Consider the following 24,982-nt stretch of genomic DNA (forward strand, 5'->3'; position numbering starts at 1 on the left):
TTATTCAGTTGTTGTTGTCAGTTTCAATTTATCTTCTACCGATTTTGCAAGACCTTCGTTTATCACTGCAAGTGATGCCCGGAATTCTCTTCCAATACAATGACCTAATGTTTCTTTGTCCGCATACTCGTACATTGGGACCTCATAAAAATCTGTCATATTTCGAAACATCTTTTTTGTATTCTCAGAGGAATCCCCCGCAACAATCACAAGATAAGCTTTGCCGTCTTTGACTGCTTTCTCTGTAGAAAATTCGCCACTTACGACACTGCCGGATTTTGCTGCAATCCCCAGCATGGATAATACTTTATCTGGTTTCAAGCTCTTCCATCTCCTTTGTCAGCATCTCATACACTTCTTTTGGAATCGGCATCTTAAACGAGCGCTCTAACCCTTTTCCCTTGATTGCCTTTTGCAGACATTCCATGGATGGACAAAGATAAGCTCCTCTGCCATTTTTTCTTCCGGTTGCATCTAAGACGATTTCTTCTGAAGTTTCCGATGATGAAGTTTTTAAAACACGAATCAAATCTTTTTTGGCTTTCATTTCACCACAGCCGATGCACTGGCGCATCGGGATTTTCTTATTTGTCATCTTTTATTCTTCGCCGTCCTCTGAAAACTCTTCCTCTGTGTATTCTTTTTCTTCGTATTCACCATCTTCATAATATTCATCGTCTTCATAATCATTCTCATAATCCATGAAGTCACCGGATTCTCTTGCCTGAGTCTCGCTCTTGATGTCAATCTTAAATCCGGTCAGACGTGCTGCGAGACGCGCATTCTGTCCTTCTTTACCGATTGCAAGCGATAACTGGTAATCTGGAACAACCACTTTTGCAGTTTTTTCTTCTGCATCTGCAATAACGGAAATAACTTTTGCAGGACTTAATGCATTTTCAATCATCATAGCTGGGTTTTCATTCCAGGTAATGATGTCAATTTTTTCTCCGCGAAGTTCGTTTACGATTGCATTTACTCTGGCACCGTTCATACCAACACATGCTCCTACTGGATCTACATCCGGATCATTTGACCATACTGCAATCTTTGTTCTGCTTCCTGCTTCTCTTGCAATTGCTTTGATTTCAACGATACCATCACGTACCTCTGTCACCTCAGATTCGAACAAACGTTTTACTAATTCTGGATGTGTTCTGGAAACAAGAATCTTTGGTCCTTTTGAAGTAGCTTTTACTTCTAAAATGTAAACTTTGATTCTTTCTGTTGGTTTGAATACTTCACCTTTTACCTGCTCATTCTCTGTTAAAATGGCATCTACTTTACCAAGGTTGATGCTAACATTTTTTCCAACGTAACGCTGAACAATACCTGTTACAACATCTTTTTCCATGCTGTAATACTGATCATAAAGAACTTTACGCTCTTCTTCTCTGATTTTCTGTAAAATCACGTTCTTTGCATTCTGTGTTGCAATACGACCAAACTCTTTGGATTTTACTTCTACTTTTACGATATCTCCTAAATCAAATTTGGAATCAATCATTTTTGCATTTGCAAGACTGATTTCCATGATTGGATCTTCTACGGTCTCAACAACTGTTTTCTCCTGGTACACATTGAACTCGCATGTCTCCGGATCAATATAGACCTTAACATTCTCAGATTTTCCAAAATGGTTTTTGCAGGCTGTGACAAGGGAATTCTCAATTGCCTCAAGCAAAGTGTCTTTGCTGATATTTTTCTCCTGCTCTAAAATATTTAACGCTTCTAACAATTCGTGGTTACCACTCATTTTTTTATCCTCCTATTCTATCCTACGACACCAAAATATCTTCTTATTAAAAATCAAATGCTAGACGAATGATTGCAATCTCTGACTTTTGAAATGTAAGTTCTTCTCCATCTTCTGTTTCAATGGTTACCGTTGCATCGTCATACGATTTTAGAATTCCATAAAACTCTTTCTCATGATTAATGGCACGGTATGTTCTGATTTCCAATTCTTTTCCAACACTGCGCTTGTAGTCCTTCTCTTTCTTTAACGGCCTTCCAAGACCCGGAGAGCTGACCTCAAACGTGTAGGAACCTTCCACATAATCCTCACGGTCTAATATCTCATTCATTTCACGTGACACATCTGCACAATCATTTGATGTGATACCACCTTCTTTATCAATATAGACACGCAAATACCAGGTGCTTCCTTCTTTTACATACTCCACATCCACAAGTTCAAAATTTCTTTTCTCTAAGATTGGAGTAATCCATTTTTCTGTCGTTGCTTCATATTCTTCTCTCTTCGACATTTTTACACCTCTTTCCTATATTCAATTTTCTTTGGCTTTTCGCCTTTAAACGTGAATTGAGAGAGGACCTTTGCCCTCTCTCAATCTAATCACCGTGTTATCACATAATAGGATATCACGTCTTTGTTTAAAATGCAAGTGTTTCTGTTATTTTATCTTAAAAAAAACAAAGCGCTTCGTCCGACAGTTTATAATCTATCTCAATCCAACTCTTAATCTGGTATTTTTCCTTCTCTGATATGTTTCCTCCATATGTCTCCACTCATTATAAATGCCTTCATCATTTTCGTTAAGCATTTCGTAATATTTCTTTTTTACTTTAAATACCCTTGTCTAACCAACTCCTGTAGAATTTTTTCTTTCTTTTCATTATGTCCTAATTTTACCCATGAACTGTGTTTTACGTCAAACATCTCTATTTCCTCTAAATGTTCTCCAAAATCATTGTCTTCAACCATTTTTTCAAGGCAATATGGACATTTTGCATTTAGAACATTTTGCATGTGTAACAATTAATTTCATTTTTTCTACCCATAATCAATCTCCTATTGGTCAAACCCAAATAATGGATTAGCTTCACCAGTTCTTAATCATGTCCCAGCCTCTAGATTTACATCACAAATATATTTAGGTGTATTTGGCAATGCAAATTTATTCTGTATTTTCTTGACCGTTGTTTCTTTTTCTTGTTAATGAAATGGCAGATATCACTTTATAGTTCTCTTCGACTACTTAATCAATATAATCTTCAAATTTATAGGAAAACAAAAGCGATTTCTCTTTATTTAGCATCATAATCAATTTAGAAAAATACCATTCAAAATTAGTCAATGAATTTTTCTCTTCCCCTATTGTATTTCGATTAATATCAATTGAAATAACCACTTTTTGCACATTTCTTGCCAAAAGTGATACACCATGAGACGTACCCTCATAAAACAAATGAATTCCAACTAATTCACCCTTTTGTTGTTTCACCACTAATATTTTTTTAAGTTCCTCATAAGAAATATTATCTTCCTGCCAGCAAAAATCCTCATCATCTCCAATAGGTAAATATTCTATATTACCCTTCTCATTGTGTACAGTCCACCCCCCATTACACAACAAATCTACTAAAAGAGTAATGTCTCTTTGTTCACATATACAATTTAGTTCTATCATTGCTTCTCTCGCCATAAGTCGTCTCTCCTAATCTAAAATTTCAGTAAAAGGAATTCCCTTTTTTGTAAGCCACGTTTTTATTGAATCTGGAATAGGTGTATTAGAAAATATTTCGTATGATGCCTCATTTTGGGTGGCAATTCGCAATCTATCTCCCATATCAGACTTAAATTTAGCTAACTTATTGGGATTATTCTCTAACATATCCCAATATTGTCCTGATTTAGCCTCCCACCATCGATTACCAATACCACCATCAAAGTCACGTCCACAAACAGTGAACGAACCATTTCCACCAATTTCGTTTGTTAGATAATCCTCAAAATCGTGTCCTATTAAACCTTTTGCAGAATTACTGCCGCCCCCTGCAGCCAGACCTTCTTCTAACCCTTTTACCGTTTCAGCTGTTTCGGCTCTTTCTAGCCCTTCAGCTGACTTAGCTATCTCTGCCCCTTCTCCAGATTCAAACAATCCATTGATTGCTGCTGTCTGTGCTGCTAACGATGCCGCATACCCACTTCCATATGCAACCGGATTCTGACATCTTGCATTTTCCATGATACCGCTTAATGTTGCATTCTTCACAGTCTGTTTTTCTTCCATCTCACAGGCCATGCTGTCACTCCAGTCTATCACGTCTGTCAGAAACGGAATTGCATCTGTTGCGCCAAGCCAGAATCCATTCCACTTGCTTGTCTTATTATACAAGGCTGCCATCATCTGGTATTCCTTGAATTCTTCCACGGACATCTGATTTCTTATGGTTGCCGCTGCTGTCGCTGTTTTACTGTTCAAAAGTTGATTTGCCTGTTTATTTTCTTTAAAATACTTATCTATGTATTCTTTTGCAACTTCAAGCTCTTCGTCCGACAGTTTATAATCTGTCTCAATCCAGCTCTTAATCTGGTATTTTTCCTTTTCTGATATGTTTCCCTTGTCAAAAGTATCCTCATATATGGTACAGATACCTTGTAAGGTATTTCTGCATACACTGCTCATCGGTGTGCTGCTGTTATCAATGGACAGTTGTTTCAGTTCCTGCAATGCCGATTCTGCCATTGTACGAACCTGATTGCCTCTGATGAAATAATTTGCTGATGCCGCATCTATTTCATCATAAGTTTCTTCCATACGCCTCCACTCATTGTAAATGTCTTCATCATTTTCGGCAAGCATTTCATAATATTTTTTCTGACATTCGTAATACCATTTTAAAGGTTTGCTGGTATGCTAGACCATGACGCATTCTTATCTGCTAATGCATCATGGTCTAGCATATCCTGCTTTGCAGCCTCTTTTCCATCCAGAACATCACTTCCTATGATATTTCCGCCTACGGCTTCCATCAGCCTTGAAAAGTTCCTGCAGTCCTCCATATCCATCTCATTTGCAATTTTCATGGATTGTAAAACGGTAAGGTAATCGCTCACACGCTGTTTTAGTGCATGGAATGCTTCGCTTTCTATTTCGGAATCCTCGATAAACTGATGAAATGCATTCCAGACTGTTTGGATACTGTCATTATCCTGTTCAAACATCAGCAGCATTTCATTACACTGGCTTATCATTGCATCCGGTTTTATTACTGAATTATAATTCATGTCACGCTCCTTTTAATTGTTGAGAGGACGTAATGTTGGTCTGCTGTCCATGTTCTCCTCCAACAGTTCAGCCTGCATTTCATCCAGCTCCTTGAAGCGTAACCCCAGATTTTTAATTGTTCTATCCTCCGCCTCCACTGCATCTCCTAGTAAATCAATCAGATTTTGCGATACATCAAACGCTGTTTTTGAATATCCTGCGCCTTGAATCGTGCTTTCCGTATCAGAATGTGATAAGTATCTCGGTTCAAGATCTCTCGCTATTGTAAAGCTCTGTTCTGCGTTCTGCTCCACTGCCTCCATATTCACTTGTATCTGTGCCATTTTCAGTCTCCTCTTGCTTTTTCTGCTCTTCCTTTTCCTCTTGTCTCCTTTTTTCTTTACCAAGATTAGGCGCTTGCGAAACGCCAAAAGCCGCATAAATACGGCTTTTTTTGTTGTTAAAATAAAATATCTCCTCAAGGTTTATGGTAAAATAGAGTTGTGAGAAACTATCAACCAATCCACCTAAAGGAGATATACCTACATGATAACACATAAACAGCTCTCTTTGGCAGAAGTTTTTGAAGATTGCCAAAATAAATTCGACAACGACAAATACCAGTTCCTTTCTCTTCTTGATGAAGCCATTAACCTTGATGAAATTGTTCCTGTTTCTTTTGTTACTCATTTTCATGCTTCAACCGGAAGACCTCGTAAGCACCAGCTTTATCCAATGCTTAAAGCTTTTCTGATTCAGCGTATATTCTCAATCCCGACTGATATGCTCCTAATCGTTTTCTTGAAATACTCTCAGGAATTACGTGATTTCTGTGGCTTTGATGTTGTTCCTGATGCCTCAAAATTTACCCGTTTTAAACAGGATTTCCTGATGGACTTACAATCTATGTTCGTTCACATGGTTGATATGACCGAACCGATATGCCAAAAACTTGATCCTCATCTGGCGGCTATGACCATCTTCGATACCTCTGGCATTGAAGCCTGGGTGACTGAAAATAATCCAAAATACGCAAACCGTATTATCAAGCAGTTAAAGGCTTTCAAGAAATCCCATAACCTTGATGATTCCTATGATCCTTATAAGGCTGCTTATGGTTCCATGCCTACGCATGCTGCTTCCAATCAGGCAATCCAGCAGATGTACATTAATGGACATTTCTGTTACGCCTATAAGTTTGGCATTGTAACCAACGGACTTGGTATTGTCCGTGATATCACTTTCTATAACAAAGAGTTCCTAAAGGCTCATCCGGATATCGTTGTGGAAAAGAAATCTGACTCTCCTGATGAGGATAAATCTCTTGCCGATTCAAAAGCCCTGCTTCCTGTCCTGGTTGATTTCTTTCAGAAGCATCCGCTTATCGCCCCTAAGACTTTTCTTGGTGATGCTGCTTTTGACACGATTGAAATCTACAAATCTCTTTTCGGTGAAATTGGATTTGAAAAAGCATTTATTCCTCTCCGCGTTAAACTTTCTATGGAAGATAACGGTTATACCATCAACGAAAATGGTGTTCCCTGTTGTCCTCATGATCCTTCGCTTCCTATGAAAAGAGAAGGTAGTAAATCACACTTAAAAAGCAAAATTCCCACGATGAAATTTGTCTGCCCGAAAATGAAATGGGAATACAATAAAGCAGATAAAACAAAACGCCGTGTATGCCATTGTGATAATCCCTGCACAACATCTTCCTGTGGAAGAATGATTTACGTTTATCCCGAAAAGAATCTTCGTGCCTATCCCGGAGTGGAACGGGGGTCAGACGAATGGGAAGAAACATATAAAATCCGTGTAAACGTTGAAAAATCTATTAACCACTTTAAAGACAGCTTTTGCGTAGCTAATCGTAAAACCCAGAACGAAAAAACGCTTCATGCCGATTTACTTTTGGCTGGCATAGCTCAACTTGTTACAGTAATCGTTGCTGATAAAATTCATCAACATCAATACATCCGAAGTCTTAAGCCTTTGATTGCTTAAAATTGAGATTTTATAAATTTTTCTGCTTCATACTAACTATGAAGCCTTTTTGTCATGCCCTAAATGAATGACTGCCACCTTCCATTCCAAGAATCCTGCATTGCAGGATTCTATCCTTGTTTTCAATCAAGATTGCGAACTTGTTTCGCAATTACCTATTACCAAGATGCACTTTGATTTCATCATGCCAGGATTCCTTTTCCCGTTGGAAAGATGATAAAATAGAATCTCTTCTGTCAATCAATTCCTGCATCCTTTGATTTACTCCCGCTCTTTCTCTTAACAATCCGGTCTGCCTGCGCATTTGTCTCATATCGTAGTCTGATTCTTCCATCACTTGTGACAACAGGCGCATCTGATCTGCAATCTCATCTAACTCCATTTCTTAACCTTTGCGTTTATATTTTCCTGCTTTTTATAATCAATTTATCATTTTAATCTACTACCATAATGGGATAGGTCGAATCTCGTCGATACCTGTTCCATGCTTTTATCTTTTTGTTTTTCTTTGAATATGAACAACTATTGCAATCAGGCAGATTACGAGTATCACCAACAAACGTCCTGCCTCACTTGTAAACATATCTTGTTGTGCATTCAAAAGAATACTCCATTGTCCTATCATAGTAATCCGCCTTTTCTAGAATTTTTTATTATTGTAGCATACTCTTCGTTCCATTTCAACGCATCATTGTGGTAACGTGGTATTTTGGCATATTTTTCTTTTTTATAAAAAAATTTATTTTTTTGCAAAAAGTACTTGCAATTTTATTTTTGCTGTGCTATACTAAGTCATGTGTTACGGCTCGTTGGTCAAGCGGTTAAGACGTCGCCCTCTCACGGCGAAAACAGGGGTTCGATTCCCCTACGAGCTGCTACTGTTAATTTAACAGCCCAACCCAAAGAGATGCTTATTTACCATGTGGTAGATAAGTATTTTTTTATTATCAAGATTCGGGTGTCAAAAAAAGAAGCAGATATGTTCTTTTATAACATACCCACTTCTTTTCTTTTTATAAATCATTAAAAATCTGGTAAATATCAATCTTTAATGCATCTGTATCCGTCATTCCAATGAAAGTCGCTCCGTAATGATACCCATCTTCTCTTTTCTCGCTGCGAACAATCTCAATCACAGCGTCCACGACTTCTTTTGTCCAAATCTGAATCTTGGTATCGTAATAACTTCCAATCTCAAGTTCCTTTTTTGCAGAAAATCCCAAACCACTTCTTGAAATGTCCGTCACATCCACATGAATATACTTTAAGGTTGTGACACCATCTTCATTTAACTTCTCCAGCTGGATGTTCACATCAAGCTCTAATCGTTTGTGCCTTCTCTTTTCTTCCATGCCCTCTCCTTTTTCCATCTTTTGCAAATGGAATCCATTTTCTCGTTTTGTAATATGAAATCATTCTATACCAAGCGAAAGTGAAAAACAAGCATTACTTATCGATAATCAGCATCGCATCCCCGAAACTAAAGAAACGATAACGTTCTTGTACCGCAATTTCGTATGCATGTAACACATGCTCTCTTCCTGCAAGTGCTGATACCAGCATGACAAGCGTGGATTCTGGCAAATGAAAATTTGTAATCAACGCATCAATCACCTTAAACTGATAACCTGGGTAAATAAAAATCTCGGTCCAGCCACTCTTTTCCTCTAGGAATCCATCCTCTCTTGCAGCGGACTCTAGCGTTCTTGTACTTGTCGTACCAACCGCAATAACACGATGTCCCTCTGCTTTTGCCTTGTTAATCTTATCTGCCTCGGATTGCTCAATCCGGTAAAATTCTGAGTGCATATGATGTTTTAACACATCTGTCTCCTTAACCGGGCGGAAAGTTCCAAGTCCAACATGAAGGGTAACCTCAGCGATTTCAACTCCCATATCACGTACCTGCTGTAACAGTTCCGGTGTGAAGTGAAGTCCTGCTGTCGGCGCAGCGGCAGAGCCATCATATTTTGCATAAACAGTCTGATAACGGTTCTTATCCTGAAGCTGATGTGTAATATAAGGTGGAAGCGGCATCTGTCCAAGCTGATCTAAAATTTCTTCAAAAATTCCTTCATAATGGAACTGAATCAGACGATTTCCTTCCTCTACAATATCAATGATTTCACCCGTCAAAAGTCCATCTCCAAACACCAGTTTGGTTCCGATTTTACATTTCTTTCCAGGTTTTACCAAAGTCTCCCAGATATCGTTTTCCCTTCTTTTCAAAAGGAGAATCTCTATCTTACCGGTTTTTCCTTCTCTGGTACCATATAATCTTGCCGGAATTACTTTTGTGTTATTGATAACAAGACAGTCACCCGGCTGCAAATATTCTACAATATCCTTAAAAACCTTGTGTTCAACCTCTCCGGTTGTTTTATCTAATACCATTAATCTGGAACTGGAACGATCCTCTAAAGGGTCCTGCGCAATCAGTTCCTGTGGCAAATCATAATCAAAATCTTTTACATCCATTTGTGTTTCCTCCATATAAAAAGTGTGCACCCGGCGCACACCAAACTGCAACTAAGCTAAAAATGCCCTATACTTTCAGACACCTCTGATAGTATAGGGCATTCTGTCAATTTTCGCAAGAAAATTTAGTTTCGCAAGAAAATTTGTTTTCGCAAGAAAATTTATTTACGGAGTTCTGCTCCCATTTCTTCTAATGCTTTTACAATCTTATTCATTGCGCCTGTAATATCGGCTTCCTCTAAGTTACGGTCTTTTGCACGGAAAGAAAGGGAATAAGCAATTGATTTATATCCTAACTTAATCTGAGCTCCTTCATAGATATCGAACAACGTATAGCTCTCTAAAAGCTTTCCGCCTTTTTCCTCGAATACTTTTTCAATATCTCCGGCAAGAATATTCTTTGGAACCACCATGGAAATATCTCTCGTTGCAGCAGGGAATTTTGCAATTCCTTCGTATTTGCGGTCAAAGCTTGCTCTTGCAACGATTTCCGGCATATCAATGACAGCGATATAAACACGTTCTTTGATTGCATAATTTGCAGCAACAACCGGATGAACCTCACCTAAATATCCGATTACCGTTCCATCGTAAATGATATTTGCCTGACGTCCCGGATGAAGGAAGGATTTTCCTGCATTTGGATCATACTCTGGTTTTGCTCTCATTCCTACTTTGTATAAGAATTCTTCTACCACACCTTTCATGGTATAGAAATCGCCCTCACCGTACATACCAAGTGTAAACTGCATTCTTTCTTCTGGAAGTTCTGTGACCGGAAGCTGTTTTGGAAGATAAATATTTCCTAATTCATACAGACGAACATCTTTATTTCTACGGTTAAAGTTAGTAGAAAGGGATGTCAGCATTCCGTTTAAAGATGTCGTTCTCATGATAGAGAAATCTTCACCCAATGGGTTGCTGATGACAACTGCCTCTCTTAATTTTGAATCTGCAGGAATTAACAACTTGTCATATACCTTTGGACTTTCAAAAGAATAAGTCATACCCTGGGAGAATCCACAGAACTCAGCAATATCTCTTGCAATTCCTTCCACTCTCATTTTAAATGGAATGAATCCTGTTGTTGCTTCTCCACTTGGAAGAGAAGTTGGAATCTTATCATATCCGTAGAATCTTGCAACTTCTTCTGCGATATCTGCATCACACTCTAAGTCCTGTCTCCAGGATGGAACTACAATCTCGTTGTTCTCTTCATCATAACCAAGGTCAATTTTCTTAAAGTACTCTAACATAGTTGCATCGTCGATATCGGTTCCAAGTAAGTGGTTATACTTATCTGGCTCAAATGGAATTCTTGTTCCTTCTTTTTTCACTGGATAAATATCTACAACACCACCAACTACCTCACCGGCACCAAGTTCTTCGACTAACTGGCAGGCACGGTTCATCGCTTCAATGGCATTGTTTGGATCTAAGCCTTTTTCAAATTTAGAAGACGCATCTGTACGAAGACCAATCTTTTTGCTGGAAAGACGAATGTTGGTTCCATCAAAGCATGCTGCTTCAAAAAGCATTGTGGTAACATCGTCTGTAATCATGGAATTTTCACCACCCATGATACCTGCAATACCAACTGCTTTTGCGCCATCACAAATCATAAGTACAGAGTCATCCATCACTCTTTCCTGACCATCTAATGTCACGAATTTTTCGTCTTTTTTCGCTCTTCTTACAACAATCTCTCTTCCCTCAATGGTGTCAAGATCATAAGCATGCATTGGCTGGCCATACTCTTCCATCACATAGTTTGTGATATCAACGATATTGTTGATTGGACGGATTCCCTGGGAACGGAGTCTTTTCTGCATCCATTCCGGTGATGGTGCAATTTTAATATTTTTTACAACTCTTGCTGTATAGCGGGAGCATAAATCTGCAGCTTTTACGCTTACTTTGATGTAATCATTGACATCCTCGTTATTTCCTGTCTCGGTTACAACTGGCGGAACAAATTCTTTTCCAAAAGTTGCTGCAGCTTCTCTTGCAATTCCAAGTACTGCGAAACAGTCTACACGGTTTGATGTGATTTCATATTCTACAACCGCATCATCCAGACCAAGATAAGTAATTGCGCTTTCTCCTACCGGAGCATCTTCCGGCAAAATATAAAGACCATTTTCCGGTGCAAGTGGGAACATGTCTCTTGTTGAACCAAGCTCTTCGATGGAGCACATCATTCCGTTTGACTCAATTCCACGCAATTTTCCTTTTTTGATTTTAATGCCACCGGCAACTTTTTCTCCATCATGACCACCGGCAACTCTTCCGCCATCTAAAACAACCGGAACTTTTGCACCTTCTGTCACATTTGGAGCACCTGTTACAATCTGAATGGTCTCATTTCCAACGTTTACCTGACAAATGACAAGTTTATCTGCATCCGGATGTTTCTCAATCTTTTCTACCTGACCGATTACAATCTTCTCCAAATCAGCATCCAGGCATTCATAGCCTTCTACTTTGGAACCTGACAATGTCATGGCATCCATATATTCCTGTGGCGTACATGTAAGCCCAGGCACTAAATCTTTTATCCAATTTAATGATGTATTCATAATATTCTCCTTTATTAGAACTGTTTCAAAAATCTGTCGTCATTTTCGTATAACAAACGCATATCATCAATTTCATATTTCAACAATGTAATACGCTCTAATCCGATACCGAATGCAAATCCTGAATATTCTTCCGGATCAATTCCACTCATACGAAGTACTTTTGGATGAACCATTCCACATCCTAAGATTTCAATCCAGCCCTCTCCTTTACAGAAACGGCATCCTTTTCCACCACATTTAAAGCAGGTAACGTCCATCTCAGCACTTGGTTCTGTAAATGGGAAATGATGTGGTCTGAATTTAACTTTGGTATCTTTTCCAAATAACTGTTTTGCAAATTCTGCTAAAGTTCCCTTTAAATCTGCAAATGTGATATGTTTGTCGATAACCATACCTTCAATCTGATGGAAAGAAGGAGAATGTGTTGCATCTACCTCATCAGAACGGAATACTCTACCTGGTGCAAGCATTCTGATTGGAAGTTTTCCTTTTTCCATGGTACGAACCTGTACCGGTGATGTCTGGGTACGAAGCACAATCTTGTCGTTGATATAGAAGGTATCCTGTTCGTCTTTTGCAGGATGGTTCGCCGGAATATTAAGTGCCTCAAAGTTGTAGTAATCATATTCTACTTCAGGTCCTTCTACGACTTCATAGCCCATTCCAGTAAAGATTCGTTCTACTTCATCCAGAACGATGGTATTTGGATGGCGATGACCTACCAAGTTCTTTTTCGCTGGTAAAGTAACATCAATCACTTCATGTTTTAATCTTGCCTCTAACTCTGCTGCCTCTAATTTTGCTTTTGTCTCTTCTAAAATTTTCTCGATGCTTTCTCTTGTCTCATTTACAAGCTGTCCCACCAATGGACGCTCCTCCGGGCTTACATCTTTCATTCCCTTTAAAACTGCGGTTAACTCACCTTTTTTTCCAAGAACAGCAACACGCACATCGTTAAGCTTTGACAGGTCTTTTGACTGTTCAATCTGACGAATTGCTTCTTCTTTAATTTTCTGCAATTTCTCTTTCATAAGATATCTCCTTTAAAAATATAGCAATATTGACATAAAAAAATCGCGGCAATAATTCCTCCATAGGGACGAACTATTCCGCGGTACCACCCTGATTCTTCTGCCATCCTAACTACTCTGGCAAAAACACTTCATTATACGTAACGTGTATTCCGTCTTAAAATACTGATTCCAAGAATATAAATTCTCTTCCTGTTCCTCTAAGAAGCTCCTGTGCGAAATTCGATTCCTACCTTACCTTAAGCAAGCTTTCAGCCGGTGACTCGCTCTCTCTGAAAAAAGTATAGTGCACTACTTAACACATTCACAGCCTTTACTTTATTGCGTTAATTTTAAACTAAATGTATTCTAGCACAAGCTTTTTAAAACATCAAGCCTTTTTTTTGCTCTTATCACGCTTTAACCATTTGGAAAAACTGTCATTAAATACCACATTCACCTCTGCGCACATCATCATGATATACATACAAAAATAAAGCCATAACATAATAAGTGCGATTGTCGTTAAACTTCCATACATGGAAAATCCATTGAAATAATCGACGTAAATAGATACTCCAAAGGAAAAAACATACCATGCCACTGCACAGATAACAGCCCCCGGAAGCTGGCTTTTAAAAGTCAGTTTCTTGTTCGGAAGTTTGGTGAAAATCACATCGAAAAACAGGATTAAGATTGCAAGCATGATAAGTCCTCGAAATGTGGAAATCAGCTTCGCAAGATGCGTTAAAATTGGCAGATATTCCGTTGCAAGCTGTTTTAATGAATTACCAAAGACTAAGACAACCAGAATGAAAATAATGGCAATCAAAAAGATAACCGTGTATACAACTGCCCACAAACGCAAAATGACCCAGTTTCTCGTCTCATCTAAATCATTGCAGGAATTCAGTCCATCCGTCATATACTGAACGCCCTTTGCCGCCGACCAGATGGCGATGATTGCCGTCACAGAAATGATACCAAACGACCTGTTGTACACCTCATCCAAGATGGATACCACAAACGGTGCCACATATTCTGGCATCAGACGGTTGACCATCTCTAAAATATACGACTCTGATATCGACGTATAACGCAATAAAGATGAAAACACCATCAAAAACGGAATTGCCGACAACAAAATGAAAAATGCAGACTGCGCAGAATATGCATTTATTTTATCTCTCTTACATTTATCCAAAAAGGACACAACATTTCCTATAATTTTCCAAATCATAAACGTTTCCTACTTTATCTTATTCCGTATCGTAAATATTCGCCAGTTCTATATTTTGATAGAAAAAGTTCAAAATCTCCTGATACGTTTTTCCCTCTTTTGCAAGACCATTCGCACCGTTCTGGCTCATGCCAAGACCGTGTCCATAGCCTCCCCCGTAAATGACATAACTTCCGTCTTCCACCGGAATCACAGCGCAAAATGCACTTGGCAGAATCGTCATCTGACTTTCACTTTCATCCGCAAATGCAATTTTGTTAAGACCGACTCCAAGAATTCTTCGAATGTTATACTCTGTTTTAACATCCACAATACCATGTTCAAACGTAAGACGCAAGCATAGAATGGAACCGGAACTGCTTCTTTGCGTTGTGACAACGGATTGCAGGGAACCGATTTCATCCAGGTTTTCCCGTTCCGTCACACCATCCGAATTATAATAGAGAATATTCTCAGGTGCAACACTTTTTCTTGTTTTTAGCACAGAAAAAAGCTCTGCCTCTTTTCCTGAAAAAGAGGCTTCCGCCCTCCAACGGAAAAATTTTATCTCACTGTCATATCCGGTAGCAGAACTACGAATGTAGTTGCGGAATGTTTCTTCCTCCGATAAATCTCCCACATCATTCGTCTTATTCAAACAATTTTTTCTAAGATACCCATAAGTTCCATCATCCTCGCGATTCCATACCAGAATATCATCGGTATAACCGCACGAGGTTGAAAAATAGTATGCCTCCGCCACATTTCCCTGATACAGAATCACCTGTCCTGTGGTTGCATCTACCGCCTCCACCGATTGTTCGGTTTTCGGTGATTTGTTGTAAACCTGATAGGACGTACTGTCATCTATATGGGCACCATAAGACGCATAATCAGCTCTCATAAGCTGCATATAGGCATAGCTTCTTGCACAGACTGCCTGGGCGCAAAGTGCCTGTTTTTCAAAGCTGGATGGCATTTCACTTGGAACAACTGCATATAGATACTGCTCTAACGGCAATTCATTTACAATTGTAAATCCATTCTCGGTACCACGAACCTCAATTCTGCCCTGATATGGGTTGGAAATCTCGTTCCCATTTGCATCGCAAAGTGAAATCGTTGTATTTTGGTCCAGTGGTTCTATGCAAAGTGTTGCACCACTCTCCCTTAACTTCCAGTCCTCTGCCGATACAACTGTTCCGGCAGCAAGATTTTCCTTTGTACTCTGGCAGGTAACGCTGCAATCCGAAGATGCTTTTAAGAAAACCGAAGGGCGGTTTGGCGTACTATCCTCCGCCAACAACAGGACTCGAATCTTTTCAATCTGGGCCGGCGCACTTAAAAGTACCGCACAGATTTCATCCCCCGACACCACATACTCTGCCTTCATATTGCCAAGAATAATATCGGAAAGTGATTTTTCTTCCACCTCTCCATACACCTTATAGACCGGAAGCTTTCCATCGTGTGAAATCCTGCCATAATCTTTGATTTCAATCTCGTTCTCATCATAAGATAAAAGTTCTCCCTCGATGGTATCTTCCTTTTTCGAAATCTTTGACAGGGTTCCTCCCTTCCACTCCAAATCACAGACTCCTGGCGTTTCTTCTTCCATCTTTGGCACCGTGACCTCATAGTCAGAACCACCATACAAAAAAGAAAGTTTCTGATTTTTATAGCTTTTTACATATACATTTTTTATGTAAGATGCCTCATCAGATTTTGAGGCAATTCCAATGCATTTTCCATCCAGAAAGAAACCTGTGTAAGCATTCCAGCAATTTAAAAAATCTTTTTTCTGTGCAAATTCATAATCCCCTTCATTGGTCATTAGGATGCATCCATCCTTACTGTCCATCGTCTCAAGCAGGAAAAAATTTTGTTCCAAAACCGTTTTATCAGTATCTAAAAAATCCAGAATCTGCCGGTAAACCTCATTCCATTCCGCTCTTTCCACTGCCTTTTTGGAATTTTCATGCTTTATATCAATATAAGAAGACACTCCCAGATGTTCGAGCAATCTTGCAAGTGTATCGTATGTCAGGACGTCCTTTTTCTCCGCTTGAAAAAAAGTATCCCATTCTTCCCCGGTATACATTGCAAACGTCAGTTCGTTTGACACTTCTTTTATAGAAACGATCGTATCATCATAAGATGCTAGGTGATAGGTCTTTTTTTGCAAATGTAACATAAGTAAAATCACACTACATACCAGAAATATTCCCACTACAATTATATAAATTCTCTTCTTCATTCATTATGTCTCATTTCTTTTGGTTTTGATGCACTTCTTTTTCAATTTGAAAAAGAAGCTGCTTTCTTCGAAAGCAGCTTCTACTCATTCGTATCTTTCTTCTTTTATCATACGTCGCTTTGAACTCTTTGGTACCTCAAAGCAATCTGCATTGCTTCTACTCTTTCGGTATCTTATTGTTCTTTCGTATGGACCCAAAATGCCGTTTCCTACGATTTTGACTCCTAGCGAATGCTAGGTGGGTGTCCGCAGTCAACCTTCTGCCTTCCACTGCTCGCGTACGCCGAGGTACTGGTGGCCTGACATCCAATTGCTCATAATAGGAATCCCATAAAAGTAAATGTAGGTTCAAAATTGTAGGGGTATCGCACATCCCAGGCTTTTTCTTTAAAATTATTATACTTTAATATGTGCAGATTTACAATGAAAAAATCGTGGGAATTTCTGCTTATTTTTCTATCATTTTGCTATCTTGACATTTCCAGATTTTTGTGAAACTTTTTTACTGCAAACAGGATTTTTTCTTACTGCGCATACAGTTCATCCATTTCCTGCTGGTACTGGCTTAAGACCGTATCAAGGTCTGCACCTCCCACATAGTCAATCAGATAAATACTCGCTCTGTCATAAACCGTTGCATTTTTATTATCTACCTCAATCGATGGAACATGCCCGGTAAATTCTGAGATTTTGGCATAAATTGGTTCATTTCCAAAAAATTCCTGTGGCTGCTGATATGCATCGCTCTGACTTGCCGGCAGATAGGTTGCAAGCGCACCGGAAGTTGGTAAAATCTCACTGTAAAAATCTACATTGCTTCCAAATGTTGATTTCATAAAATCAATCGCAACATCTTTGTTTTTGGAAGAATCAATAATCAGCCAGCTTGAGCCGCCGCTGTTACTGTAATTCACTGCATTTTCAACCTGGTCGAGTCTTGGAATATTCGTCATTCTCCATAAGCCTGACTGATCTTCCGCTGCCATAATGGTGGAGGTAATCCAGCAGCCATTCATGGCACCTGCAACTTCTCCGTCATTGATAGAACCTGTGTATGCATCCCAGTTATTTTCCTCTACCAAAACACCGGAATCCAACAACTGTTTATAGGTCACCATTGCCTCACGGAGCGCCTGATTGTCGTAGATATAGGCTCTTCCGTCCTTAGAAAGCCAGGAGCCTGCACTCTGTACCATCAACATTAAGAAATCAGATGAACCACTCTGACAGCTTAACATCGGATATCCGGTCTTTGCCTTTACATCCATTCCAATCTCAATAAAACGGGACCATGTAATATCGGTAAAATCGTCTACGGTATATCCGGCTTTTTCTATAATATCCTGTCTTAAGCAAAGAATTGCAGCACCGCTGTCAAACGGAACGGTATAATGCTTTCCCTGATAGATACCCATATTTGCCTTATAAGAAGCAAACTGGGAATAATCAATTCCACTATCCGTCAAATCCGCAAATACACCGTCGTAATAATCTAAATTTTCACTTAAATTACTGTCTTTCATCAAAAGAATATCCGGCAAATCCTCTTCTTTTCCAGATTTAATTGCGGTAGACATCTTCTGGATAATGTCAGATGCCTCCACCTGTACGACATTCAACGAAACATCCGGGTGGTCTTTTGCATAGATTTCTCCTGCTGTATTCATTGCGGAGATATTAAATGCCGGGTCCCAGCACCAGACAGTAAGTGTAGTCCCGGTATTCTGCGTATCATCCTCCACACTTTCTTCTGCCTCATTTCTGGTTGTTTTTATCTCATAACTACTGCTTTTCGCACATCCCGCTGCTGACACCATCATCATAGCTGTTAACGCGATTCCTGTTATTCTGCTGATTGTTTTCCTTCTCATTTTCTGTCCCTCCTAAGCCTTATATCTTAAACTGGTTAATGGACTGATCCATCTGATCCATGTCCTCTTTTACTTCCTGGGAGAGCTTACTCATGTCGACCGCCATATCGGTCTGTTTGTTGATTCTTTCTATCATTTCTTTCATCGAATCAACGTTATCATTTACCATAAGAGCAATCTCTTCTATGCTCTCTACGGATGCATTTTTCTCATTTTCCATGTCGTTTACTTTTTCTGAAATGGTCGTAAACTTCTCCATCAGCACTTCCATATCCTGCTTCATGGAATTAAATCCTTCTGCGGTATTTGCCAACGCTTCTTCCTGCAAAGCAATCACATCTTTGGTCTTTGCAGACTGATTCACTGCATCTAAAATTTTACCTTTAATCTGCGCTACAATCTCGTTGATATCCGCTGTTGATTTGGTAGACTGTTCCGCTAATGTTCCAACCTCTTCTGCAACAACTGCGAAACCTTTTCCCATCTCTCCTGCTCTTGCAGCTTCAATGGATGCATTTAATGCCAGCAGTTTGGTCTGTCCTGCAATCTCATTGACAACGCCGATGATATTTTCAATATCGGTAATGCTCTTATTTAAGTCATTGATGATTCTTACAACTTCCATATTCATGTTGATACTTTCCGTTGAACGATGCTGTAATGCCCTAAGCTGTTCCTGGCTCTCACCGATGGAATTCTGTGTCTGTTCTGCCACCTGGTTGATGACATCCGTGTAGTCTTTCACCATCTGAATCTCCTCAGAAAGATTACTCATGACGCCGGAGCAGCGTTCTGTACCGGCAACCTGTTTGTTAAACCGTTCTCCCATTTCATTCACGGAATCTCTGATTTCCAATGAGGTATCTGCCATATTTGTCGTTGCACTGTTGATGTGATCCATCGATTCTACGACCTTATCCTCCACAACATCCACATTGCCAATCAGTTTACGGACACTTTCAATCATATTTCCAACATGACGGTTTAAGGTGCCTAGCTCGTCGTTTGACATTTTCTCAATCTGGGCGGTAAAGTCACCGGTTGAAAGTTTTTCAAACGTGCCTACCAGCTTGCGGATGGATTTGTTTACGCCATTTACAATAATCCAGCCAATCAGTGCCGATAATACTGCTGCAATCACAACAAATCCGGCAATCAGATAACGGATGGATGCCACTCTTGAAAAGATTACTTTATTTGGCACAAGCACACAAAGTAGGGCATCCGCCTGCTGCACTTTTGCATAGAGGAACATATAGTCTGAACCGTTATAGGAAACGTTTTCAATGTATCCACTGTCCAAATCGCTTTCCTTTGCCATCTGATAAAACTTTGTTCCGGTAAAAACAGCGTCCTCCGAGCCATCTTTTCCAATTTCCCTGTCATCCTTTGTCACAAAGGAAACAAGGCTTCCGTCCCCTAAATCAAGTCCTTGTAAAATATCGACAATTGCGGTTTTGTCAATATCCATAACCAGCATGATATCGTTTTTGTAGTATTTTTTTGCCATTCTAAGAATGTAGGAATCGGATGATACCTCTAACATATCGTCTAACTCGCTGCTGTTTCCGCACCAGCTATATCCGCCTTCTACCGCTTCTTTTCCCTGTGTGGTCTTCGCGAACTCCCCATAAAGTCCCTTGCTGGACTTCTGTGAGGTTGAAATTGAGTAGCCGTCGTCTCCTAAAATATAGATTCCACTGATAAAGGAATCCGTATCGGTCTTTGACACAAAATCGTTTTGTAAATCCGACTGATAGGTTGTCGCTTCTGAGTTACCCATCTTATTAGTAAAATACTTTTCGATATCCTCATTTACCAGATAATCAACAGCAGTATCGGTTACCTTATCTAATCCAAAATTCATATAATCTGACGTCATACTCACCGACTGCTCTGCCGACTCTGTGAATGTTTTCACAATGCTCGAATATGCCATATCATACGCAATGACTCCTAGCACAATCATCAGACATACCGGGAGTAACAATGCAAGCAGCATTTTTGCCCTGATGCTTTGGAAATTGATGTTTCGTTTCATATACCCTCCTTCGAAAAAAACATTTGCAATGCTCTCTTCTCCTATGTTTGCTTGATACCTCTATTATACCAAGTCCATTTTTTCTTCTCAATCGATGGGCACCTGTTTTTCAGACATATTCAGCCTTATTTCTCCTATTTTCACCCTAATTTTGGAAAAGTAAGGACACTGACACATTCTCAATCTTTTTTCTTACTTATATCTAGTACTTTTGTCATACATTTTATAAATTAAATCTAAAAATTATGAATTTTTCCTTTCATTCTCTACAATTTTCTTGTGCTAAAGTGTAAAATTATGATATGATATAAAAACGTTGAGTAAAAGGAGGGTTATGAGTGACTACAAATCCATTTTCAGAGGTGACACCTGAGTTACTACATCTATCTGAATTCTGCAAAAGCTGTGCCGTGATTGATCCTGACCTCTACACAAAATATGACGTAAAGCGCGGGCTTCGTGACTTAAACGGAAAGGGTGTTCTTGTCGGTCTGACTGAGATTTCAGACGTCTGTGCATCCAAGGTTGTAGATGGTAAGACGGTTCCAATGCATGGTGAACTGTATTACAGAGGGTATAACGTAAAAGATATCATCAACGGAATTTCAGAGGATAATCATTTTGGTTTTGAAGAATGTACCTATTTATTATTATTTGGGAAACTCCCTACCCAGGAAGAGTTATCGGAATTCACAAAAATGCTTAGCCAATATCGTACCCTTCCAACAAGTTTTGTTCGGGATATTATTATGAAGGCTCCAAGCAAAGATATGATGAATACACTCGCAAGAAGTGTGTTAACACTTTATTCTTACGATGACAAAGCGGACGATATTTCTGTTCCAAATGTATTAAGACAGTGTTTACAGCTTATCAGTCTGTTCCCACTTCTTTCGGTCTATGGCTATCAGGCTTACAAGCATTATCATGACGGTGCAAGTCTTTTTATCCATTCTCCAAAGCCGGAATATTCGACCGCAGAAAACATTTTGCATATTCTGCGTGCTGACAGCCAGTTTAGTCCTTTGGAGGCGAAATTATTAGACATCGCACTGATTCTACATATGGAACACGGTGGTGGTAACAACTCGACTTTCACCACACACTTAGTCTCCTCTTCCGGAACCGATACTTATTCTGCAATCGCAGCATCCTTAGGTTCCCTGAAAGGTCCAAAACACGGTGGTGCCAATATCAAAGTCGTAAAAATGTTTGAAGACATGAAAGCCAACATCAGTGACTGGTCGGACGAGGACGAAATTGCACGTTACCTGACTGCTCTTTTGCACAAGGAAGCATTTGACCATGCCGGTCTTATCTATGGTATGGGGCATGCTGTTTATTCCCTGTCAGATCCACGAGCAGAAATCTTCCGTTCCTTTGTGCAGAAACTTTCCGCTGAAAAAGGCTATGAAAAAGAATTTGCACTTTATTCCTGTGTGGAACGCCTTGCTCCGGAAATTATTGCAAAAGAACGTAAAATCTATAAGGGTGTTAGTCCAAACGTCGATTTTTACAGCGGATTTGCTTACAGCATGTTAGGTCTTCCGGTGGAATTATACACTCCAATCTTTGCAATTGCACGTATCTCCGGCTGGAGTGCCCATCGTCTGGAAGAAGTTGCCCATAATGGCAAAATTATGCGTCCTGCCTACAAGAATGTTGGCGAGCACAAGACATACATTCCAATGCAGGATCGTTAAAAATTGAACAAAAAATGATTATTGCACGAAAAAAAGATTTGTCACATTACGGACAAATCTTTTTTTCTGTTACAGGAAGGGAAAACCAGAACGTAGAGCCCTCTCCAACTTCACTCTCCACTCCGTATTCCGCCTGATGCAGCTCCAATATGTTTTTTACAATGGACAATCCAAGTCCGGTTCCCATCACGGAACGTTTGTGTGTCTTATCAACCTTATAATAACGATCCCACACATATGGCAGGGCATCTTTTGCGATTCCCTCTCCGCTGTCTGATACTTCGATTCTTACCTTTCCATCCGAGACCTTTTGAATCACCCGCACTGTCTTATCTGCACCGGTATAGTTGATTGCATTGTTTACGAGGTTATAAATTACCTGGAAAATCTTGAATTCATCCGCCTCGACAAACACCTCTTCCTGGTACTCGAAATCGATTACGTATCCATCCTGTTCTTTTAATTTGTTGTAGCGCTCTAACACGGCATGAATACTCTCGGTCAGATTATACTCCGTTGCATTTTTCTCCATGACTCCGGCCTGCAATTTAGAAATATCGAGCATATCATTGACTAAATTGGTAAGCCGTTTTGACTCATCAATAACGACCTGGACATTTTCCGGTGTGTTCTCACCCGGCAAATCCCGCATCACCTCCGCGTAAGCGATAATCATGGTAAGCGGTGTCCGCAAATCGTGTGAGACATTTGCAATCAGTTCTCTTCGAAGGTTTTCATTTTTGTCAAGTTCTTTTGCAGTCTGCGTCAGTGTAGTGGAAAGCTCCGCAATCTCTTTGTAATCTTTCTCATCAAAGACAACATCAAACTTTCCTTTTGCCATCTCCTTTGCTGTATCATTGATGCGAATCATCGATTTTGATATTTTTCTTGAAATCAGCAATGCAATCAGAAGCGATAAAACAATCATAATCACCGTAATGCAGACAAGTTCTACACGAAGCGTATGTACAGTCGCATCCACAGGTGTCAGCTGTGTATTGACAAATACAACAAGGTCTCTTGTGCCGTCGTTAATAATGTTCACATAAATCACGCTCTCCATCATATCCTGACCGTGATTTTGCATGAACTGCGGATTATCTGGCGACACAGCTGGCTTTTGCATCTTTTCCATATCTGCCATGTTTTTATCGCCCTTGAACTCAATCTTTGCCGAGCCCTGATTCTCTTTTGCATTCTCGTAATAATTCCAGAAATCTTCCGACGGCATTGTACCTAATCTTGTAGTTGAAATATATTCCGCAGAATAAACTTCATTTCCCTGGGTATCCGTGACATAAATTGCCATGTTATTTTCTGCGGCAAGCATATCAATCTGTGACTGGACATCTTCCTCGTCCGACTGTAACAGTGCAATCGTCTCTGAGATTACCTGCTCTGCCTCTCCAGTCTTAATCATCTTATAAAAAAAGTCCAGATAACAAATCTGAAGTAACCACATCACCAGCAGTAAAATTGCGGTAAACCCTAACAAATATAAAAAAATCTTCCACTTAATACTTATCTTTTCATGCTTCAAAACGGTATCCTACTCCTCGAAGTGTCACTAAAAATTTACGGTATTCTCCCAGACTGCTGCGCAGTAATTTGATATGGGTATCTAGCGTTCTGTCGTCTCCGTAATAATCATATCCCCAGACCTCTGTGATTAATTTTTCACGCTGTAAGGCAATGTTACGGTTTCTGACCAGATAAAACAGCAAGTCGTACTCCTTTGGTGACATATCCACCCGTTTTCCGTCTACGGTCACGGTACGTCCGGTAAAATCAACCTGCAGTCCTTCTTTCTGGAACACCTCATGCTGCTTTGTGTCCTCTTCCCGTTTGTTTCTGCTGATAACTACTTTCACGCGCATCATCAGTTCTCTTGGAGAAAAAGGCTTTACCACATAATCGTCAATTCCAAGTTCAAAACCATGAATCTTGTCATATTCCTCACCTCTTGCCGATAACATAATGACCGGGATTTTCTTGTATTTACGAATCTCTTTGCAGGTGGAAAATCCATCCAGTTCCGGCATCATGACATCTAAAATGATGACATCGAAATCCTCTTTTTTACAGATTTCGACCGCTTCCATGCCATCGTGTGCCTCCTTGACCTCATATCCTTCAAATTCTGCATATTTACGGATAATTGCGCAGATTTTTTCTTCATCATCTACAACTAAAATTCTCTCCATAACTCATCTTCTCCTGTTCTCTTTCTTCGGATTCTAGGATAAAAAATGAATGTGACAGGTATGTGAATGCCTTCTGATATTTAGAAGAATTTCTCTCTTGCCTTGCGAAGCTCTCTGGTGAACCAGATAAACGTACCAAGGAAAACAAGCATCTCCATCAGATTTGCAATTCCAAGTGTCACAACAAGTTCATCGAGTAAACTTAGCACACCCACAATCATGATAACCGTACCAAAAATTGCTTCTTTCCAGTACATAAACTGGATAAACTCTTCTGGCTTTTTACAATTCATAATCTCTTGTTTTGATACAACTGTTGAACTGATTACCCCTGTCTTTTTCATTTTAAAAGATGAGATTACCATATATAGCCCAAATAAGGTAATCACCACATCAAATACCACCATAACGCTCATTTTCTCTATCCTCCATTTCCACACTGCCATAACGCAGCAAATGCTTCTTTTTATCCTAAATTATATACGTTACAGCGCAATCATGCAAGAAATGGTTTCTTTCGCACAATTTCGTGTAATATTGAGCATTTTTTGGAATAATTATTGAACAATTGATTTGTATATTGTACAATATTCTTTAT

At 39.5% G+C, this 24,982-nt stretch carries 23 protein-coding genes, 1 tRNA gene, 1 other RNA gene, 1 pseudogene and 1 other annotated feature; of the genes and pseudogenes, 3 read left to right on the forward strand and 23 right to left on the reverse strand.

Features of this window, described 5'->3' with window-relative positions:
* From BIV16_RS05930 to BIV16_RS05970, 9 genes are all read right to left on the reverse strand, one after another.
* Window positions 1-321: a L7Ae/L30e/S12e/Gadd45 family ribosomal protein gene (locus BIV16_RS05930; protein WP_242940296.1), complete on the reverse strand. Its 321-nt coding sequence runs from the start codon at window positions 319-321 to the stop codon at window positions 1-3.
* A complete protein-coding gene (rnpM, locus tag BIV16_RS05935) occupies window positions 308-595 on the reverse strand; it encodes an RNase P modulator RnpM (RefSeq protein WP_075678705.1) in 288 nt (95 codons plus the stop codon). Before rnpM ends, BIV16_RS05930 begins: the two co-directional genes overlap by 14 nt.
* A gap of 3 nt (window positions 596-598) precedes the next feature.
* Complete coding sequence (gene nusA, locus BIV16_RS05940) at window positions 599-1,756, reverse strand: transcription termination factor NusA (protein WP_075678704.1); 1,158 nt, start codon at window positions 1,754-1,756, stop codon at window positions 599-601.
* A gap of 46 nt (window positions 1,757-1,802) precedes the next feature.
* Window positions 1,803-2,270, reverse strand: a complete 468-nt coding sequence (rimP, locus tag BIV16_RS05945) for a ribosome maturation factor RimP (protein ID WP_075678703.1) — start codon at window positions 2,268-2,270, stop codon at window positions 1,803-1,805.
* Between the two features lie 732 nt (window positions 2,271-3,002).
* Window positions 3,003-3,449 (reverse strand): hypothetical protein, encoded by a 447-nt coding sequence (locus BIV16_RS05950; RefSeq protein WP_075678701.1) that lies wholly within the window; start codon window positions 3,447-3,449, stop codon window positions 3,003-3,005.
* A 12-nt stretch (window positions 3,450-3,461) separates the two neighbouring features.
* Window positions 3,462-4,565 (reverse strand): hypothetical protein, encoded by a 1,104-nt coding sequence (locus BIV16_RS05955; protein ID WP_143524678.1) that lies wholly within the window; start codon window positions 4,563-4,565, stop codon window positions 3,462-3,464.
* An 80-nt stretch (window positions 4,566-4,645) separates the two neighbouring features.
* Complete coding sequence (locus BIV16_RS05960; RefSeq protein WP_075678699.1) at window positions 4,646-5,035, reverse strand: hypothetical protein; 390 nt, start codon at window positions 5,033-5,035, stop codon at window positions 4,646-4,648.
* A gap of 12 nt (window positions 5,036-5,047) precedes the next feature.
* Window positions 5,048-5,359, reverse strand: coding sequence for a TIGR04197 family type VII secretion effector (locus BIV16_RS05965; protein WP_075678698.1), 312 nt, complete (start codon window positions 5,357-5,359; stop codon window positions 5,048-5,050).
* Complete coding sequence (locus tag BIV16_RS05970; RefSeq protein ID WP_159435904.1) at window positions 5,283-5,573, reverse strand: hypothetical protein; 291 nt, start codon at window positions 5,571-5,573, stop codon at window positions 5,283-5,285. The genes BIV16_RS05965 and BIV16_RS05970 overlap by 77 nt, the downstream gene beginning before the upstream one ends.
* On the opposite strand from BIV16_RS05970, the pseudogene BIV16_RS05975 reads away from it, so the two are divergent.
* Window positions 5,562-6,939 (forward strand): annotated as a pseudogene (locus BIV16_RS05975) (transposase). The gene BIV16_RS05970 and the pseudogene BIV16_RS05975 sit on opposite strands and share 12 nt — an antisense overlap.
* A 231-nt stretch (window positions 6,940-7,170) precedes the next feature.
* Here the strand turns inward: BIV16_RS05975 and BIV16_RS05980 are convergent.
* Both BIV16_RS05980 and BIV16_RS05985 read right to left on the reverse strand, forming a co-directional pair.
* Entirely contained in the window at window positions 7,171-7,401 is a 231-nt protein-coding gene (locus tag BIV16_RS05980) for a hypothetical protein (protein WP_075678696.1), read from the reverse strand.
* A gap of 108 nt (window positions 7,402-7,509) precedes the next feature.
* On the reverse strand, window positions 7,510-7,644 hold the full coding sequence (locus BIV16_RS05985; RefSeq protein WP_278335596.1) for a hypothetical protein: 135 nt from the start codon (window positions 7,642-7,644) through the stop codon (window positions 7,510-7,512).
* Between the two features lie 178 nt (window positions 7,645-7,822).
* Between BIV16_RS05985 and BIV16_RS05990 the strand changes: the two genes are divergently transcribed.
* Window positions 7,823-7,894: transfer RNA gene (locus tag BIV16_RS05990), tRNA-Glu, on the forward strand.
* A gap of 138 nt (window positions 7,895-8,032) precedes the next feature.
* Here the strand turns inward: BIV16_RS05990 and BIV16_RS05995 are convergent.
* The 9 genes from BIV16_RS05995 to BIV16_RS06035 all read right to left on the reverse strand — a co-directional run bounded on the left by BIV16_RS05995 (window position 8,033) and on the right by BIV16_RS06035 (window position 20,477).
* Window positions 8,033-8,371 (reverse strand): PilZ domain-containing protein, encoded by a 339-nt coding sequence (locus BIV16_RS05995; RefSeq protein WP_075678695.1) that lies wholly within the window; start codon window positions 8,369-8,371, stop codon window positions 8,033-8,035.
* Window positions 8,372-8,465: 94 nt separating this feature from the next.
* Window positions 8,466-9,497 (reverse strand): tRNA preQ1(34) S-adenosylmethionine ribosyltransferase-isomerase QueA, encoded by a 1,032-nt coding sequence (gene queA / locus BIV16_RS06000; RefSeq protein WP_075678694.1) that lies wholly within the window; start codon window positions 9,495-9,497, stop codon window positions 8,466-8,468.
* A gap of 161 nt (window positions 9,498-9,658) precedes the next feature.
* Window positions 9,659-12,076 carry a phenylalanine--tRNA ligase subunit beta gene (gene pheT / locus BIV16_RS06005; RefSeq protein ID WP_075678693.1) on the reverse strand — a complete coding sequence of 806 codons (2,418 nt, stop codon included), beginning with the start codon at window positions 12,074-12,076 and terminating at the stop codon, window positions 9,659-9,661.
* Between the two features lie 14 nt (window positions 12,077-12,090).
* The gene (gene pheS / locus BIV16_RS06010) at window positions 12,091-13,110 is read right to left on the reverse strand and encodes a phenylalanine--tRNA ligase subunit alpha (RefSeq protein WP_075678692.1); all 1,020 of its coding nucleotides are present in this window, start codon (window positions 13,108-13,110) and stop codon (window positions 12,091-12,093) included.
* A 61-nt stretch (window positions 13,111-13,171) separates the two neighbouring features.
* Window positions 13,172-13,427 (reverse strand) — a binding site (T-box leader).
* A gap of 53 nt (window positions 13,428-13,480) precedes the next feature.
* Window positions 13,481-14,329 carry a YihY/virulence factor BrkB family protein gene (locus tag BIV16_RS06015; protein ID WP_075678691.1) on the reverse strand — a complete coding sequence of 283 codons (849 nt, stop codon included), beginning with the start codon at window positions 14,327-14,329 and terminating at the stop codon, window positions 13,481-13,483.
* A 19-nt stretch (window positions 14,330-14,348) separates the two neighbouring features.
* Window positions 14,349-16,565, reverse strand: a complete 2,217-nt coding sequence (locus tag BIV16_RS06020) for a SpoIID/LytB domain-containing protein (protein ID WP_075678690.1) — start codon at window positions 16,563-16,565, stop codon at window positions 14,349-14,351.
* A 187-nt stretch (window positions 16,566-16,752) separates the two neighbouring features.
* A non-coding RNA gene (gene ssrS, locus BIV16_RS06025) (6S RNA) lies at window positions 16,753-16,949 on the reverse strand.
* A gap of 140 nt (window positions 16,950-17,089) precedes the next feature.
* Window positions 17,090-18,436: an ABC transporter substrate-binding protein gene (locus tag BIV16_RS06030; RefSeq protein ID WP_075678689.1), complete on the reverse strand. Its 1,347-nt coding sequence runs from the start codon at window positions 18,434-18,436 to the stop codon at window positions 17,090-17,092.
* Between the two features lie 19 nt (window positions 18,437-18,455).
* A complete protein-coding gene (locus BIV16_RS06035) occupies window positions 18,456-20,477 on the reverse strand; it encodes a methyl-accepting chemotaxis protein (RefSeq protein WP_075678688.1) in 2,022 nt (673 codons plus the stop codon).
* Window positions 20,478-20,815: 338 nt separating this feature from the next.
* Between BIV16_RS06035 and BIV16_RS06040 the strand changes: the two genes are divergently transcribed.
* Window positions 20,816-22,180: a citrate/2-methylcitrate synthase gene (locus BIV16_RS06040; protein ID WP_075678687.1), complete on the forward strand. Its 1,365-nt coding sequence runs from the start codon at window positions 20,816-20,818 to the stop codon at window positions 22,178-22,180.
* Between the two features lie 46 nt (window positions 22,181-22,226).
* On the opposite strand, the gene BIV16_RS06045 is transcribed toward BIV16_RS06040, so the two are convergent.
* From BIV16_RS06045 to BIV16_RS06055, 3 genes are all read right to left on the reverse strand, one after another.
* Window positions 22,227-23,720, reverse strand: coding sequence for a sensor histidine kinase (locus tag BIV16_RS06045; RefSeq protein WP_075678686.1), 1,494 nt, complete (start codon window positions 23,718-23,720; stop codon window positions 22,227-22,229).
* Window positions 23,710-24,384 carry a response regulator transcription factor gene (locus BIV16_RS06050; RefSeq protein ID WP_075678685.1) on the reverse strand — a complete coding sequence of 225 codons (675 nt, stop codon included), beginning with the start codon at window positions 24,382-24,384 and terminating at the stop codon, window positions 23,710-23,712. Before BIV16_RS06050 ends, BIV16_RS06045 begins: the two co-directional genes overlap by 11 nt.
* An 80-nt stretch (window positions 24,385-24,464) precedes the next feature.
* Complete coding sequence (locus BIV16_RS06055) at window positions 24,465-24,800, reverse strand: hypothetical protein (protein WP_075678684.1); 336 nt, start codon at window positions 24,798-24,800, stop codon at window positions 24,465-24,467.
* Window positions 24,801-24,982: the final 182 nt, after the last annotated feature.

It is taken from the genome of Roseburia sp. 831b (assembly GCF_001940165.2).
Taxonomy (GTDB): domain Bacteria; phylum Bacillota; class Clostridia; order Lachnospirales; family Lachnospiraceae; genus Roseburia.